At 65.5% G+C, this 13,068-nt stretch carries 16 protein-coding genes and 1 tRNA gene; 6 read left to right on the top strand and 11 right to left on the bottom strand.

Annotation, left to right across the window (positions count from 1 at the left end; genetic code table 11):
• Window positions 1-3: 3 nt before the first annotated feature.
• Window positions 4-1,389 (top strand): siroheme synthase CysG, encoded by a 1,386-nt coding sequence (gene cysG, locus JF515_RS05485; protein ID WP_203101761.1) that lies wholly within the window; start codon window positions 4-6, stop codon window positions 1,387-1,389.
• 138 nt (window positions 1,390-1,527) lie between these two features.
• Here cysG and JF515_RS05480 read toward each other — a convergent pair whose 3' ends face one another.
• The 5 genes from JF515_RS05480 to JF515_RS05460 all read right to left on the bottom strand — a co-directional run bounded on the left by JF515_RS05480 (window position 1,528) and on the right by JF515_RS05460 (window position 4,132).
• Entirely contained in the window at window positions 1,528-2,514 is a 987-nt protein-coding gene (locus JF515_RS05480; protein ID WP_203101759.1) for a glycosyl transferase family protein, read from the bottom strand.
• A 4-nt stretch (window positions 2,515-2,518) separates the two neighbouring features.
• Window positions 2,519-2,776, bottom strand: a complete 258-nt coding sequence (locus JF515_RS05475; protein WP_203101757.1) for a hypothetical protein — start codon at window positions 2,774-2,776, stop codon at window positions 2,519-2,521.
• A 10-nt stretch (window positions 2,777-2,786) separates the two neighbouring features.
• Window positions 2,787-3,032, bottom strand: a complete 246-nt coding sequence (locus tag JF515_RS05470; RefSeq protein WP_203101755.1) for a hypothetical protein — start codon at window positions 3,030-3,032, stop codon at window positions 2,787-2,789.
• A gap of 64 nt (window positions 3,033-3,096) precedes the next feature.
• Complete coding sequence (locus JF515_RS05465) at window positions 3,097-3,453, bottom strand: DsrE/DsrF/TusD sulfur relay family protein (RefSeq protein WP_203101753.1); 357 nt, start codon at window positions 3,451-3,453, stop codon at window positions 3,097-3,099.
• The gene (locus tag JF515_RS05460; protein WP_238400875.1) at window positions 3,446-4,132 is read right to left on the bottom strand and encodes a Bax inhibitor-1/YccA family protein; all 687 of its coding nucleotides are present in this window, start codon (window positions 4,130-4,132) and stop codon (window positions 3,446-3,448) included. Before JF515_RS05460 ends, JF515_RS05465 begins: the two co-directional genes overlap by 8 nt.
• A gap of 150 nt (window positions 4,133-4,282) precedes the next feature.
• Here JF515_RS05460 and JF515_RS05455 point away from each other — a divergent pair.
• Window positions 4,283-4,372: transfer RNA gene (locus JF515_RS05455), tRNA-Ser, on the top strand.
• A 180-nt stretch (window positions 4,373-4,552) separates the two neighbouring features.
• Here the strand turns inward: JF515_RS05455 and JF515_RS05450 are convergent.
• Together JF515_RS05450 and JF515_RS05445 are read right to left on the bottom strand one after the other, a co-directional pair.
• Window positions 4,553-5,131: an NAD(P)H-dependent oxidoreductase gene (locus JF515_RS05450; protein ID WP_203101749.1), complete on the bottom strand. Its 579-nt coding sequence runs from the start codon at window positions 5,129-5,131 to the stop codon at window positions 4,553-4,555.
• 95 nt (window positions 5,132-5,226) lie between these two features.
• A complete protein-coding gene (locus JF515_RS05445; RefSeq protein WP_203101747.1) occupies window positions 5,227-6,420 on the bottom strand; it encodes an MFS transporter in 1,194 nt (397 codons plus the stop codon).
• Window positions 6,421-6,523: 103 nt separating this feature from the next.
• On the opposite strand from JF515_RS05445, the gene JF515_RS05440 reads away from it, so the two are divergent.
• The gene (locus JF515_RS05440; RefSeq protein ID WP_203101744.1) at window positions 6,524-7,420 is read left to right on the top strand and encodes a LysR family transcriptional regulator; all 897 of its coding nucleotides are present in this window, start codon (window positions 6,524-6,526) and stop codon (window positions 7,418-7,420) included.
• A gap of 101 nt (window positions 7,421-7,521) precedes the next feature.
• Window positions 7,522-8,196, top strand: coding sequence for a TetR/AcrR family transcriptional regulator (locus JF515_RS05435; RefSeq protein WP_203101742.1), 675 nt, complete (start codon window positions 7,522-7,524; stop codon window positions 8,194-8,196).
• A 9-nt stretch (window positions 8,197-8,205) separates the two neighbouring features.
• Here JF515_RS05435 and JF515_RS05430 read toward each other — a convergent pair whose 3' ends face one another.
• Together JF515_RS05430 and JF515_RS05425 are read right to left on the bottom strand one after the other, a co-directional pair.
• Window positions 8,206-8,700 carry a hypothetical protein gene (locus JF515_RS05430; RefSeq protein WP_203101740.1) on the bottom strand — a complete coding sequence of 165 codons (495 nt, stop codon included), beginning with the start codon at window positions 8,698-8,700 and terminating at the stop codon, window positions 8,206-8,208.
• A gap of 92 nt (window positions 8,701-8,792) precedes the next feature.
• A complete protein-coding gene (locus JF515_RS05425; protein WP_203101738.1) occupies window positions 8,793-9,371 on the bottom strand; it encodes a TetR/AcrR family transcriptional regulator in 579 nt (192 codons plus the stop codon).
• Between the two features lie 189 nt (window positions 9,372-9,560).
• On the opposite strand from JF515_RS05425, the gene JF515_RS05420 reads away from it, so the two are divergent.
• Together JF515_RS05420 and JF515_RS05415 are read left to right on the top strand one after the other, a co-directional pair.
• Window positions 9,561-10,592, top strand: coding sequence for a leucyl aminopeptidase (locus tag JF515_RS05420; protein ID WP_203101736.1), 1,032 nt, complete (start codon window positions 9,561-9,563; stop codon window positions 10,590-10,592).
• Between the two features lie 163 nt (window positions 10,593-10,755).
• Window positions 10,756-11,037: a putative quinol monooxygenase gene (locus JF515_RS05415; RefSeq protein WP_203101734.1), complete on the top strand. Its 282-nt coding sequence runs from the start codon at window positions 10,756-10,758 to the stop codon at window positions 11,035-11,037.
• Here JF515_RS05415 and JF515_RS05410 read toward each other — a convergent pair whose 3' ends face one another.
• Window positions 11,038-11,865, bottom strand: coding sequence for an HpcH/HpaI aldolase/citrate lyase family protein (locus tag JF515_RS05410; protein WP_203101732.1), 828 nt, complete (start codon window positions 11,863-11,865; stop codon window positions 11,038-11,040). It lies immediately after the preceding gene.
• The gene (locus tag JF515_RS05405) at window positions 11,862-13,058 is read right to left on the bottom strand and encodes a CaiB/BaiF CoA transferase family protein (protein WP_203101730.1); all 1,197 of its coding nucleotides are present in this window, start codon (window positions 13,056-13,058) and stop codon (window positions 11,862-11,864) included. Before JF515_RS05405 ends, JF515_RS05410 begins: the two co-directional genes overlap by 4 nt.
• Window positions 13,059-13,068: the final 10 nt, after the last annotated feature.

Raw genomic sequence — 13,068 nt, 5'->3', positions numbered from 1 at the left:
ACCATGGACTTTCTGCCCCTGGGACTGAAGCTTGCCGGGGCCATCGTACTGGTGGCCGGTGGTGGCGACAGTGCCCTGCGTAAATCCCGCCTGCTGTACAAGGCGGGCGCCAAAGTGCGTCTGGTGGCGCCCCGTTGCCGTGAGGATTTGCGTGCTCTGGTGGAACAGGGAGGTGGTGAGTACCGGGCGCGATCGGTGGCGACCGCCGATCTGGAAGGCGTGCGGCTGGTGGTGGCCGCCACCGACGACGGCGATGCCAACGAAGCCCTGGCGCGGCTCGCCGACGAGCGCGGCCTGCCGGTGAATGTGGTGGATCGCCCGCAACTCAGCAGCTTCGTGTTCCCGGCGCTGATCGACCGCGACCCGCTGTTCGTGGCGATCAGTTCCTCCGGGGTGTCACCGGTGCTGGTACGCCGCTTGCGCGCTCGTCTGGAAGCCTGGCTGCCGGCCCGTTGGGGCCGGCTGGCACACCTGCTGGGCCGGTTCCGCGCGCCGCTGGCACGGCGGCTGCCGGTGCGCCGGGACCGGGAAGCCTTCTGGGAGGCGCAGTTGAACGGCCCCTTGGAGGAGCGCGTGCTGTCCGGCCATGAATCCGAGGCCGAAGCCGGTTTGCGTCAGGCCATCGAGCACGCCTCGGCCCGGCCCGCTGGCGCCACCGGAGAGGTCTACCTGGTGGGCGCCGGCCCCGGCGACCCGGACCTGCTCACCTTCCGCGCCCTGCATCTGCTCGACAAAGCGGACGTGGTGCTCTATGACCGCCTGGTGGCCCCGGAGATCGTCGCCCTGGCCCGCGCCGACGCCGAGAAGGTCTACGTGGGCAAGGCCCGCGACCGCCACACCTTGCCCCAGGACAACATCAACGACCTGCTGGTGCACTACGCCCGCCAAGGGAAAAAAGTGTGCCGCCTGAAGGGCGGTGACCCCTTTATTTTCGGGCGCGGCGGCGAGGAACTGGAAAAGGTGGTGGCCGCCGGCATCGACTTCCAGGTGGTGCCCGGCATCACCGCCGCCAGTGGCTGCGCCGCTTACGCCGGCATCCCGCTGACCCACCGGGACCATGCCCAGTCGGTGCGTTTCGTCACCGGCCACCGCAAGGACGGCAGTGTGGACCTGGACTGGGCCGGGCTGATGGCGCCCAACGAGACGCTGGTGTTCTACATGGGGTTGGTGGGGCTGCGGCAAATCTGCGCGCGGTTGATGGAACACGGCCGCGACCCGGCCACGCCCATCGCGCTGGTGTCCCGGGGTACCACCGACCTGCAGGAAGTAATCACCGGCACCCTGGCGGATTTGCCGGACGCGGTGGAAGGGCGGGAAATCCACGCGCCCACCCTGATCATCGTCGGCGGCGTGGTGGGCCTGCACCCGCGCTACCGCTGGTTCCACTGAAACCGAACGCCGAGCGGCCGCGCCTGCCTCGTTTCCTCGTGCGTAGGAGCGACTGGGCGGCATTCCGCTTCAGTCGCGATCAGCCTCGGTGCCAACATCATCGCGACTAAAGTCGCTCCTACGGCAAACCCGGGCGTTTCAGAGTGCCTGGCGGTCGCGGGCTTCCCAGAGGGCCTCGGCGGCCCGCAGGCCGGCTTCCAGCGTGTCCACCTTCTCCAGACCCCACAGCACCGTGGCCACGGTGCCACGAATCGCCGCCACGCCGTAGGCGTCCTCCGCCTTCTCGCGCCACACCGCGCGCACGTGGGCCGGCGATACCTCGCCCGGCGGCGCCTGGCGGGGCAAAGCGGCGTCCAGCACCGCCTCGGCGGGCTGGCCGTGGCGCAGTCCGGTGAGCGCGGTGCGTGCGTCCGGACGTATCTCCGGCTCACCGCCTTCGCCCTTGAACAGCAGCAGGTCCCGATCGCCGCACAGCGTCGAGGCGCCCAGGTGCAGCTCCAGATAGGCCGGGTGGAATACGCTCTGCATGCTCAGCGGCGCGCCCGACGGATTAAGGCTGCGCGCCAGGGTATTGATCGGCGAGCGCAGACCCAGTTCGAAGCGCATCATCAGCAGCGGGGCGAGAGGCGCGCAAAAATGCTTCAGATCGAGGAAGGTGAACCCGCCGTTGGCCAGTTGCGCAGCGGCCTCGCCCACGGAGCCGGGTAACGGCATGCCCAGCTCCGCCAGCATATCGTCGCTGTAGCGTCGCTGGGGCGTATGGGCGGGGCCGCCGTGCATGAGAATGCGCAGCCCGTGGCCGGCCAGTAAACGGGCGGCGGCCAGATACCACGGATGGTGCTTCTTCTTGCCCGCATAGCTGGGCCAGTCCACATCCACCGCCGGCAGGTCCGCCAGCCGTTCGGCGCAGCGTGGCCGGCAAGCGTCGAGAAAGCCGGCCAGCTCTTCCGGGGTTTCCTCCTTGACCCGCAACAGCATCAGGAAGGCACCCACCTGGGCGTCGGTGGCATGGCCCTCCAGGATCATCGCCATGGCCTCGGCGGCTTCTTCCCGGGTCAGACTGCGGCGGGCACGTTTACCGCGCCCCAAGGTGCGGACAAAAGGAGCAAAGGAATGTTCGGTCATGGTCTCAAGGGTACCAGCTCGTCACCGGCCCGTGTTCCGCCATCAGTGTCACGAAGCGGGCGTGGTCGATGGTCTCCAGGGCGGCGGGGCGGGCCGCCGGCGCGCCGCCCTCAAGCAGATAGCCGGGGCCGCGCAGCGGGAAAGCCGCCGCCACCAGGGCGCCACCGTCGGCGAACACACAGACATCGCCGTCCCGGTACAGCGCCAGGCACTGGCGGGCCAGGGCACCGTCCGGATCGTCGAAGGCAATCACATGCAGCATGGCGGCTCTCTCAGGACAACACGATAATCTGCGCGGCCTGGTCGCGCAGGGCATTCAGGTCGCCGGTGTCGAGCCATGCAATGGCCGTGGGAGCGCCGGCGCCGCGATGGGCCAGGTCGGCCACGCAGCTAACACCGAAATCCGTCAGTTCGGCGAGCAAGGCGTCGCCGTCGTCGCGGCGGGCGAGGGCGGCCACCGCGTCCGGGCCCAGCCATACCCGGGTGGGCAGGGCGAAGGCGGCGCTTGTGAGCGCCATCTCCACGGCATCCCGCCAGCGGCTGTCGCGCCCAGCCGCACCCTGAACGATATAGAGAACGGAATCAGCCAAAGTGCACCACCCGGCCGGCATGGCCCAGGGCATCCACCCAGTCACCCAGGCCCGCCAGGGCGAAACCCTCGGCCAGATTGTCGCTGATCAGGCCCCGTTTCTGGGCGGCGCCCACGCACACCGTGGCCGGGGGCCGCTCGCTGGCGACCCAGTCCTGCCAGGCCCGGGCGGTGTCGCCGGCGGGGCCCGCTTCGTGAAGATAGCGGTTGGCCAGCAGCACGCCGTCGCCGTAGAAGAACAGCCGGTACAGGGAGTAGGGGGAAGCCTGGATGGCGCGGGCGGTGTGCAGGGCGGTGAGGGCGCCGGGCCGTTGGGGCCCGGCGGTCACCAGAACACTGAACTCAGTCATTCCCGCTTAGCGCGGTAAGAATGTTCAGCAGGGACAGGAAGAGGTTGTAGATGGACACGAACAGGGTGACCGTGGCCATGATGTAGTTGGTTTCACCGCCGTGCACGATGGCGCTGGTCTGCCACAGGATCAGCAGGGACGACAGCAGCACGAAAGCGGCGGACACCGCCAGCGACAGCGCCGGAATGTTGAAGAACACCGCCGCCAGCCCGGCCAGGAACGCCACGATCAGGCCCACCATCAGGAAGTTGGTGAGGAAGCTGAAATCCTTGCGCGTCACCAGGGCGATGGCGGACATCACCACGAAGATGGTGGCGGTGCCGCCCAGGGCCAGGGACACGATTTCCATGCCACCGTTGATCTGTGCGTACATGTTGATCAGCGGCCCGGTGGTGAAGCCCAGCCAGCTGGTCAGACCGAACACGGCAAGAATGCCCCAGCCGCTGTTGCGCAGCATGTTGGTGGCGATCAGCAGCACGAAATACACGCCAATGGTCACGAACGGGTTCATGTAACCGATCCCCGCGGACATGGCGAACATCGCCGCGCCGGTGGCGGCGATCAGGGACAGGCCCAACAGCATGTAGGTGTTTTTCAGCACCTGAGCGGCGCGCTCACCGCTGACCTGGGTGCCACCGGCACGAACCGGTGACGCATAGGGATTCGGATGGTTACTCATAATTGGACTCATTGCTTGTGGGTCTCCCCCGGATAATAGGGACGCCCGCGCCAAAATCAAGATTTTCCCGTTGAATCACACAGTTAGGACAGGTTTCTTGACGTGCGGGCGTTGACTGCCGGAGCCGCTCAGGTATCATGTGCGCCGACCGGAGAGGTGGCAGAGTGGTTGAATGCAGCGGTCTTGAAAACCGCCGAGGATTTGCGTCCTCCGTGGGTTCAAATCCCACCCTCTCCGCCACATCGAAAAGGCGCCCTCGCGGCGCCTTTTTTCGTGGCCTCCGCCCTCCAGCCCTGGTCCCCCGCGGCGCCGGGCATAGCCCATCGGCCTCATGCGTGCCTGTCGCCAACGCCGATTCGCCGCGGTCGGGTTTCCTCGAAGTAGCCGCTTACCCGGAAGTTTGAATCTCGGCGCCTTCCATCAGGCCTTGCGGGCAAACGCGGACATGCGATCCAGCCATGTTCGCCGCTTGGCATCCGACGCATACCGCACCGGGCCCAGCACCGTCATTTCAACCGGTTTGATGCCAACGAATTCCAGAATCGTTCTACGTATCTGGTTGTGGGCCGGGCTACGGTACACCAGCTTGAAGTACCAGGGGGGCGTATCCATGGTGGTGATCACATGCGCTGAGCGCCCTGCCAGCAGCTTGTCCCAGAGCTGGGAGTTCTCGCGATACTTGAAGGCATAACCAGGCAGGAAGACACGGTCGAACATGCCTTTCATGATGGCCGGCATGGAACCCCACCATACCGGGAACACCAACACCACATGCTCAGCCCAGGTGAACGCGTCCTTGATCTCCAGCAAGCCAGGTTCCAACTCCTGGCGCTGGTTGTAGCCATGACGCAAGATCGGGTCAAACTCGATCTCGCCCAAGCGAAAATACCGCACCTCATTCCCGGCCTGTTCCGCGCTTTCCGCATAGCGGTCCGCCAGCGCGCGACAGAGACTCGCCGGATCCGGACTGCCCAGAATCACCGCAATCTTCTTTCCCATGGAATTCCCTCGCACCCTTGCCGTTCTGGCACAGAGATGGGGAACGACGGACGTATGGCAAGGCTTTCAACCAAAAGAAAATGCAGGGCCGCGTCTCAGCGTGGTGATGGCCGGCGCGGAAACCCGTGCGTCGAGGCCAGGGTAACGCCGAAGGCACAGGCCAGCAGGAGCAGCAGGGCCGGCGCGAAGGCGTCGACACCGGCAGCCTCCAGCAACAGCCCGCCGATCAGCCCGCCACCGGCGATGGCCGTGTTCCACACCGTGACCAGCATGGACTGGGCCAGATCCGCCGCCGGCCCGGCGGCCTTGGCGCTGGCGGTCTGGAAGAGGGTGGCGGCACCGCCGAACGCCAGCCCCCACAGGGCGATGGCCCCGTACACCAGTGATGGCATGCCTGCGGCCACCGCCAGGAGTACGGCGGCAACCGCGAACAGCAGGATGCTGGCCAGCGTCAGGGTCCGCAGCCAGTGGTCGATCAGGGCCCCCACCACCGCGATGCCGGCCAGCGAGGTGATCCCGAACACCAGCAGCACCCGGTCGGCTTGTTCGGCCATATTGAGCGCCTGGAGAAAGGGGGCGATGTAGGTATAAAGCAGGTTGTGGGCGACCACGAAGCCGAGCACCACCAGCAGCACCGCGCGCACGCCGGGCAGCATCAGGACCCCCTTGAGCGGCTTGCGCTCGCCGGCGGCTTCGCCGGAAAAATCCGGCAGGGCGGCCATGATCCACACAATCAACACCACGCACAGTCCGCTGATCAGCCCGAAGCAGGCGCGCCAGCCAATCAGGGAGCCAAGAAAGGTGCCGCCGGGCACGCCCAGTGACAGCGCCAGCGGCGTGCCCGCCATGGCGATGGCGATGGCCCGGCCTTTCAGCGGCGCGGGCGCCAGACGGGCGGCGTAGCCCGCCGCCAGTGCCCAAAGCAGGCCGGCGGAGACACCGGCGATAAAACGCGCTACCAGGGTGAGCGCATAGCTGCCGGACAGCGCGGTGATGGTGTTGGCGATCAGAAAGCCGGCCAGGGCGGTGAGGAGCAGGGGCCGGCGGTTCAACCCCCGGGTCAGAACGGTCAGCGGTATCGCCGCCACCAGGGAGCCCACCGCATAGACGGTGACAAGCTGCCCGGCGGCGGATTCCGGCACGCCGAGGCCGGCGCTGATGCCCGGCAACAGCCCGGCGGGCAGGGCTTCGGTGAGAATGGTGATGAATGCGGCGGTGGCCAGCGCCAGCAGGCCGTTCAAGGGCAGGCCGCCGGTGGCGGCGCCGGGAGTCCGGGTGGTGGAAATCACATTGAACCTCGTCTCGGGTGGAATCAGCGGCAAAAGTGCCACGCCGTCGAATTCGGAAAAACAGGCTGTAATTCCGCATACTTCGGACTAAAATGTCCGCATTATGTCGATTCCTCTGGACAGTCCCGGTGCCCTGAACGTCTTCGTGAAGGCGGCGGAGACCCGTGGCTTCACCGCCGCCGGCCGCCAACTGGGGCTGTCCTCCTCGGCGGTGGGCAAGGCGGTGGCGCGGCTGGAGGACCGGCTTGGCGTGCGCCTTTTTCACCGCTCCACCCGGGCTATCACGCTGACCCCGGAAGGGCAGCTGTTCCTGGAGCGTTGCCGCCGGATTCTTGGTGAGCTGGAGGCCGCCGAGCTGGAGCTTTCCCGTATGCGTGACCGGCCGGAGGGGGTGCTGAAGGTCAGCCTCCCCTTGGTGGGCATGTTGATGATGCCAACCCTGTCCGCCTTTACCCGGGCCTGGCCGGACATCGAGCTGGATCTGGATTTTTCCGACCGCATGGTGGAGGTCATCGACGAGGGCTTCGACGCGGTGATTCGCACCGGCGAGGTCAGTGATTCCCGTCTGGTCACGCGCACCCTGGGCACTTTCCGGTTCCACCTGGTGGGCGCGCCGGCGTATTTCCAGCGTCATGGCGTGCCGCGCACACCGGCGGATCTGGCCAGCCATCGGGCGCTGCGCCACCGCTACCCGACCACCGGCAAGCTGGAGCCCTGGCCGCTCACCGGCGATGACGCTGGTCTGGTGGATGCCATGACCACGGTCACGGTGGCCAACGCCATCGAGCCTTTGCTGTTCATGGCCGAGCAGGGGCTCGGTCTGGCCTGTCTGCCGGATTTCGCCGTGCGCCCGCAACGGGCGGCGGGAACACTGATCAGTGTGCTGGACGAGGTGCTTGAGCAACGCGGCGTGTTTCGCGTTCTCTGGCCTTCCAGCCGCTATCCATCCCCCAAGCTGCGAGTGTTCATCGACTTCATGGTCGATAACCTGCTGCCGTGATCGTGGTCGGTGCTGCCAATTTGCGGTGAACTCAGTTACCGTGCAGCGTCATCGCGCCCGGGCGCTGACGAAACAGGTTGATGAGGGAGCCAGGCAAGGCCATGACGGAACAGAAGGTAACCCGTAAACGGCGCGGGCCGGGGCGGCCCAAGGACGACCAGGCGGTGCGCGAGGTGATTCTGGATCAGGCGGAGCTGGCGTTCGCCGAGCACGGCTTCGCCGGCACCAAGGTGCGCGACATCGCTCGGGCGGCGGACGTCAACCAGAACATGATCCGTTACTATTTCGGCACCAAGGATGAGCTGTTCAACGCCGTCTACCGCCGCCACGGCGGCGTCATCTCCCGGGCCCGCCATGAGCTGCTGGATGCGCTGCTGGCCGACGACGGCCGCCCCACCGTGCCGCAACTGATCCACGCCTACCTCAAACCCCAATGGGACATGAAGTACAGCGGTCCCGGCGGCGCCGCCTTCGTGCGTCTGCAGGCACGGCTGCACGCGGAACCGGCGGAGTATGCGCTGCGTCTGCGCCGGGAGGTCTATGACGACTCCCTGCGCCGCTATATACAGGCCCTGGCCGAAGCGCTGCCCGGCATTCCGCGCCAGGTGATCAGCGTGCGCATGGCGTTCCTGGTCGGCACCTATATGTTCATGCTCAACGACCTGGGCCGCCTCAACGATCTCACCGACGGGCAGATCGGCGAGCCAGGCCGCGACGAGATGCTGCGCCAACTGGTGCTTTTTCTGAGCACCGGCTTGGCGGCACCGATCCAATAACGGTCTGTTTCAGTCAGTCCGGGTTCGGCTGCGCTGGCGCTGAGAGCGCAGGTAGAGAATCTGGCCGCCCAGGCCGACGATCAGCGTCAGCAACAACACTCCCTGAGCACCCAGCAGCAGAGGGGAGTGGAGGTCGGTGACCAGGGGGTGGCCATCCGGTACCCTCCGCAGGGTTTCACTGACCGTCGGTACCATCAGCAGGAAGACGGTCAGGGTCAGGCAGATCGTTTGTACATAGCGCGCCGCGCCAGACCCCGCCCGATACCGGATTCCGTAGCCCACCAGCAGCAGTGCCAGCGTGGCGCCGCCAATCACATAACCCACCGGCTGGTGGGTGACCAGGAATACGCTCAGGGCGCCGATCAGCATGGCCACGAAATAGATGCCGCCGGCGAGCGATGCCGGCACGATTCGACCGTGGCGAATGAGCATATACAGAGCGGCGGGAATCGCCGGAAGACTGCCCAGGGTGTGGAGCCAGCCGAGAGGGGAAATGCCGAACATGGTGTTCTCCTAGGATGCGGAAAAGTAACCTCGAACAGAAGGGGCTACCTACTAGATGGTAGGTTTGGGAGCGATAAAAATGGACGAACGGGTCATGCCTGCAGTCGCGCCAGCGTGGCGGTGGAGATCCGTTTGAAGGCTCCGGCATCACCATGGGCGCGCGCGGACAGCATGGCTCCATGAACCGTGGCGACCAGTGCCTGGGCTTCGATATCCGGGGCGGCGCTCAGCACCAATCGACCTTGCCGCAGGCCGCGTTCAAGAACCGACTCCAACCAGAGTTCCAGGGTGCGAAAGTGCATGTTCACTTCTTGCGCCACGGATTCCGGCAGGCTGGGCCGCTGCGCGGCGAGCAGTGCACAGACGCAGAACGGAGCACTGGAGTCGGCGATACAGGCTTCCCAATAACCCAGATAGCCCTGTAATTGTTGCAGCGGATCCGGTGTCAGCCGTTCAAGTTCGGCAATGCCCAGCACCGCCTCCTCGCGGTAACCGGCCACCAGGCTCTGCACCAGCTTCTCCTTGGTCGGGAAATGATGATGGATGCTGGCCTTGCGAATGCCGACTTCCTTGGAGATGTCCGCGTAGCTGAACGCGTTGTATCCACCCTTGAGCAGCAGCGCCCGTGTGCAGTGGAGGATATTGTCGTAAGTGCTGGATGAGGGATTCATGGAAAAGAAAACTACCTTCTGGTAGGCAGGTTGTCAACCAGGGTGAGACCGATTGGTGGGCGGTCGATTGAACGCCCGGTAACGGCCGTCCGCATACTGACGTTAAGGCTTGTAATTATACAGAATTATAATTTATGCTCGGACTCAACGGTCACGCCTACCCAATGCGACGAACGCGGGAGAGAAATCATGGATGCCATCAGCTTTACCGAAATCTGTTTGCACCAGCTCAAGATGTCCGGTGTGCACGAGGGCGAAAAACTGGTCGTCCTCACCCAGGGCAACGAGCGCCTTGATTACGCCGACGCCTTCATGGCGGCGGGCCAGAAACTAGGCGCGCGCATGTACCATATGCGTCTGCCGGCGCCGTCGCCCATGGGCGGCTGGAACGTGGGCCAGACCGGCCTGGCGGCGCTGCCCGAGGCGGTGGAAGCGCTCAAGCAGGCGGACATGCTGATCGATTGCGTGTTCCTGCTATTCTCCCCGGAGCAGATGGCGATCCAGGCCGCCGGCACCCGCGTGCTCACCGCCGTGGAACCGCCGGAACTGCTGGCACGCATGCTGCCCACCAAGGAACTGCGCGAGAAGGTGGAAATCGCCGGTGAGCTGCTGGCCAAGGCCAAGGTAATGCGCATCACCTCGCCCCACGGCACCGACGTGACCTACAAGCTCAATACCTACCCGACCATCATGGAATACGCCTGCACCGATGAGCCGGGCCGCTGGGACCACTGGCCCTCCGGGTTCGTGTTCACCGGTGGCGACGACGACGGTGTCGATGGCCAGATCGTGGTGGCCCCCGGCGACGTGCTGCTGCCGCAGAACATGTACGTGCGCGACCCGATCACCTACACCATCGAAAAGGGTTGGATCACCGACATCCGTGGCGGCCTCGACGCCGACCTGGTCAAGTCCTACATGGACAGCTTCAACGACGAGCGTGGCAAGGGCATGAGCCACGTCGGCTGGGGTATGAACCCGGACGCCAAATGGCACCGCATGACCCCGGGCGAGTTCCCCGGCGGCATGGGCATGGAGCCGCGCAGCTTCTACGGCAACGTAATGTTCTCCACCGGCCCCAACAACGAACTGGGCGGTAGCAACGACACCGCCTGTCACCTGGACATCCCGATGCGGAATTGCTCCCTGTTCCTGGACGACGAGCCGGTGGTCATCGACGGCGATATCGTGGTCAAGGAAATCCAGATGGAACGAAACTAACAGCGCTGTCATTCAGTGTTTTCGTCACGGCCCCTCCGGGGCCGTTTTTTTTTGCGCTTTTGGCCCCTGCCAACGACGCAACCGCCCATGGCCGTGGCTCCCACCTGCTGCCAGTATGCGAAACACCATTTCAACAAAACTGTTTCCAACACGGGAGAGCTCAATGATCGGTATTACCGCAGTGATGACCGCCGCCCCGGGGCAGGGCGATGCCCTGGTCGCCGCCATGCAGAAAATCGCCACCGAGGTAGTCAAGGAAGAGGGCAACCATTGCTACCTGGTGCATCAGTCCCTGGACGACGCCGACACCCTGCTGATTTACGAGCAATACACCGACGAAGCGGCGTTGCAGGCCCACCGGGAGCACATGAAGGAGTTGGGCGAGGGCCTCAAGGGCCTGCTGGCCGGCCGCCCGGATGTGAAGCTGTTTGCTCTGAAGGGCTGATCAGCCGCTGATCGACCCCAGCCATCGATGGGCGCGGCGGATCACCGGTTCGTCGATCATCTCGCCCTCCAACTGAAACGGTGGAGGCTGCTGTTCGGCGGCCTGGAGCACCCGTCGTGCCCAGTCCCGCCGGGCTTCATCAATGGCAAAGGCCGCGTGCACCGGCGGGATCTGCGTGGGATGGATGCAAAGCATGCCACCGAAGCCCATCTGCGCCGCCAGGTTCGCGCGGCGGCGCAACGGCCGCGGATCCCGGAACTCGGCCACCACGCTTTCCAAGGGCGGTGCCAGGCCTCGCGCCCGACTGTGCAGCAGTATTTGCACGCGCAGTTGGTCGAGTACCGTGGTGGCGCCTTCGCTGCCGTCCTCCAGGCTCAGATCGAGGGCGCTGTCCAGGGCTCCGAAGGCGAGCCGCTCCAGGCCCCGTGTGGCGGTCAGCTCCGGCAGCGCGAGGACTCCGGCGGCGCTTTCCACCAGAGCCCAAAGTGGCTTGCCCAGGGTGGCGACCTTGACCAGATCGGTGGGCCGCTCCGCTTTCGGGAGCATGACGCCATGGATCGCCGGTTGCCTTGCGCACAGGGCCAGATCGTCGTCGAACCAGGGGCTGCCGGCGGCGTTAACACGTACCCATAAGGGCACTCCGCCGGGATCGTCGGTGAGCGCCTCGGCCAGGGCCCGGCGGGCGCTGTCCTTGTGCCGCGGGGGCAGGGCGTCCTCCAGGTCCACGATCACCGCGTCGGCGCCACTGGCGCGGGCCTTGGCGATACGTTCCGGCCGGCTGGCGGGAACGAACAGCGCCGAGCGTACCGGAGACTGATCATGGTTCATCCGATCACTCCTTGCCGTCGTAGCCGGTCCCGCTCCTCTTGGGCAACGCCCAGGCCGGTAAGGATGGCATCATTGTGTTCGCCCAGATCCGGTACCGCGTCCATGCGCGGCATCCAGTCACTACTGACTCCGGGCGGCAGCAGGGCGGGCAACGGCCCGGCCGGGCTGCCGATCTCCGTCCAGCGGCCACGGGCGGCCAGTTGCGGATGGCGCCACACGCCGTGCATGTCGTTGACGTGGGCGTTGGCGATGCCCGCTTGATCCAGCCTTTTCAGTACCTCTTCGGCGTCCAGGTTCGCGAATTCGGTAAGAATCACCGCCTTCAGCGCGGCCCGGTGACGTACTCGAAGGGTGTTGGAGGCGAAGCGCTCGTCGTCGGCCAGGGGCGCCTGCCGCAGTACCTTGTCGCAGAACAACTTCCATTCCCGTTCGTTTTGCAGCCCCAGCATCACGGTGCCGCCGTCGCCGGTGTCGAATGGCCCGTAGGGGTAAATGGTGGCGTGGGCGGCGCCGGTGCGTGGCGGCGGTTCGGCGCCTTCGAAGGCGTAATAGAGCGGATAGCTCATCCATTCCACCAGACTCTCCAGCATCGAGACCTCGATGCGACTGCCATTGCCGGTTCGCTCGCGCATCAGCAAGGCGGAAAGGATATGGCTGTAGGCGTACATGCCCGCAGCGATGTCAGCGATCGAGCAGCCCGCCTTGGCCATCTCGTCGCCGTTGCCGGTGACCGAAAGAAAGCCGCCTTCGCTCTGGATCAGCAGGTCATAGGCTTTCTTGTGCTGGTAGGGGCCGCCTTCGCCGTAACCGGAAATATCACAGACAATCAATGACGGGAAACGCTCATGCAGGGCGTCGAAGCTTAGTCCCATGCGTGCGGCGGCGCCGGGCGCCAGGTTCTGTACCAGCACATCGGCCTCGGCCAGCAGGCCGTCCAGTATGGGGGTGGCGTCGGCGTGTTTCAGATCCAGGGTCAGGCTTTCCTTGGAGCGGTTGGTCCACACGAAGTGGGAGGCCAGTCCATGTACGCGCCCGTCATAGCCGCGCGCGAAATCGCCCACGCCAGGACGCTCGATCTTGATCACCCTGGCGCCCAGGTCCGCCAGTTGCCGCGTGCAGAACGGCGCGGCGATGGCGTGTTCCAGGCTGACCACGGTTACGCCGTCCAGTGGCCGTGAAGGGGTATCGGTCATGTTGAGTCTC

The sequence above is a fragment of the Alloalcanivorax marinus genome (assembly GCF_016785095.1).
Classification (GTDB): Bacteria; Pseudomonadota; Gammaproteobacteria; order Pseudomonadales; family Alcanivoracaceae; genus Alloalcanivorax; species Alloalcanivorax marinus_A.
Note: the sequence above shows the minus strand (reverse complement) of the source record. Positions and strands in the feature narration are given on the sequence as shown.